Origin of the sequence: Campylobacter sp. (assembly GCF_017646085.1) — a bacterium.
Lineage (GTDB): Bacteria > Campylobacterota > Campylobacteria > Campylobacterales > Campylobacteraceae > Campylobacter.
Window position 1 is genome coordinate 1 of record NZ_JAGCNF010000103.1, and the last position, 1,835, is coordinate 1,835.

3 protein-coding genes are annotated in these 1,835 nt (G+C 32.5%); all 3 read right to left on the reverse strand.

The window, feature by feature from the left end; genetic code table 11:
• Window positions 1-59: 59 nt before the first annotated feature.
• Window positions 60-614 (reverse strand): dTDP-4-dehydrorhamnose 3,5-epimerase, encoded by a 555-nt coding sequence (gene rfbC, locus J6V67_RS05465; protein ID WP_291859896.1) that lies wholly within the window; start codon window positions 612-614, stop codon window positions 60-62.
• 1 nt (window position 615) lies between these two features.
• Window positions 616-1,500: a glucose-1-phosphate thymidylyltransferase RfbA gene (gene rfbA / locus J6V67_RS05470; protein ID WP_291859899.1), complete on the reverse strand. Its 885-nt coding sequence runs from the start codon at window positions 1,498-1,500 to the stop codon at window positions 616-618.
• 117 nt (window positions 1,501-1,617) lie between these two features.
• The coding region (locus J6V67_RS05475) for a hypothetical protein (protein WP_291859902.1) at window positions 1,618-1,835 on the reverse strand (218 nt) is incomplete at its 5' end.

The following is a 1,835-nucleotide window of genomic DNA, read 5'->3' on the forward strand; positions in this document are numbered from 1 at the left end:
TAAATTCACTTCCTAGCTGGCCACTAGCACCAAGAATCAAAATCTTTTCCATATTTTGCTCAAACAACTATGCTTTCTATCTCTGATAGTAAAGGCTGGGCTTTATCTTTAGCACTCAAAATAAATTTACTACCATCCAAGCCCCAATCAATTCCGATTTGAGCATCGTTATATAAAATCCCGCTGTCATACTCTGAGTTATAATAATTATCAGTTTTATAACTCATTATTGTATTGTCTTCTAGCGTTAAAAACCCATGCGCAAAACCCTTTGATATCAAAAGCATATTTTTAGATATTCCATCTAGTTTAATCTTTAAATGCTTGCCAAAAGTGGGACTATTTTTACGAATATCTACAACTACATCTAAAATAGCACCAGTTATTACTCGTATTAATTTTGTTTGAGTAAATGGCGGCTTTTGATAATGCAATCCACGCAGAACACCTAAATTTGATCTACTCTCATTATCTTGAACAAATTTAATCTCACAATCCAAAAACTCACTAAGTTTATCTAGTCTAAAGCTCTCTAAAAAATAACCTCTATCATCTTGATATACGCAAGGCTCAATTAAAATAATATCAGGTATTTCTAATCTAGTAAATTTCATCTTAAGTTCCAGAAATTTCGTTAGCTCGTCTAATTAAATACTTTCCATATTGATTTTTTTTCAAAGGCTCAGCTAGCTTTAATAGCTGCTCTTTAGTAATATATCCCAATTCATAGGCTATCTCTTCTAAACATGCTATTTTTAAAGATTGTCTATCTTCAATTGTTTTAACAAAAATACTCGAATCCAAAAGAGACTCATGAGTCCCGGTATCTAACCATGCGTAACCTCTACCCATAACCTCTACATTTAATCTACCTTCATTTAAATAAAACTGATTAAGCGTCGTAATCTCTAGTTCTCCTCTATTAGATGGTTTAACTAGTTTAGCTTTTTTAACTACATCACCAGGATAAAAATATAATCCAGTAACTGCATAATTGCTTTTTGGCTTTTCAGGCTTTTCTTCTATACTAACAGCTTTGCCATTTTCATTAAATTCAACCACGCCATATCGCTCAGGATCACTCACATAATAGCCAAAAACAGTGGCATGATCTTGCTTTGTAGCTTCTATAGCTTGGTGCAATAAACCTCTTAAGCCATGACCATAGTAGATATTATCCCCTAAAATTAAACAAGCGCTACTACCAGCTAAAAACTCTTCACCGATCAAAAAAGCCTGAGCCAATCCATCAGGACTTGGTTGTTTGGCATAAGAAAGTTTTATCCCCAAATTGGATCCATTACCCAATAATTCTTCAAATCTAGGTAAATCTTGAGGGGTCGAGATTATAAGTATATCTCTAATACCTGCTAACATTAATACAGAAAGCGGATAATATATCATCGGCTTATCATAAACAGGTAAAATTTGCTTACTCGCACCTCTTGTGATTGGATATAACCTAGTTCCACTTCCACCTGCTAATATAATACCTTTCATGGTTGATAATCTCCTATTTGTAGGTAATTTGAATTTAATATTTTATTAATCCTAGCTTTTATCACATACTCATAGCCAACACTAGTTGTCTTTAAAACCAAAAATAGCACCATAAAATCATCTCCAATATCTATTTATCTTTTCAAGCAACTCTCTTCTTTTTTTACGCTTAAAAAATAGCAAATCCACAAGTGGAATTTGGGCTAACATTAATTGAAATAAATTTATAAAACCTAGCCAACGATGTCTATACTGCATATTTTGATAATATTTAAGCCGAGGTTTTAAGATATTACTATGAGTCACTTCTAATATTTTAGCTTCTTCATTCACTA

Coding starts and splice junctions, on each gene's coding strand:
- rfbC (WP_291859896.1), bottom strand. CDS start 614: ATGAAATTTACTAGATTAGAAATACCTGATATTATTTTAATTGAGCCT.
- rfbA (WP_291859899.1), bottom strand. CDS start 1,500: ATGAAAGGTATTATATTAGCAGGTGGAAGTGGAACTAGGTTATATCCA.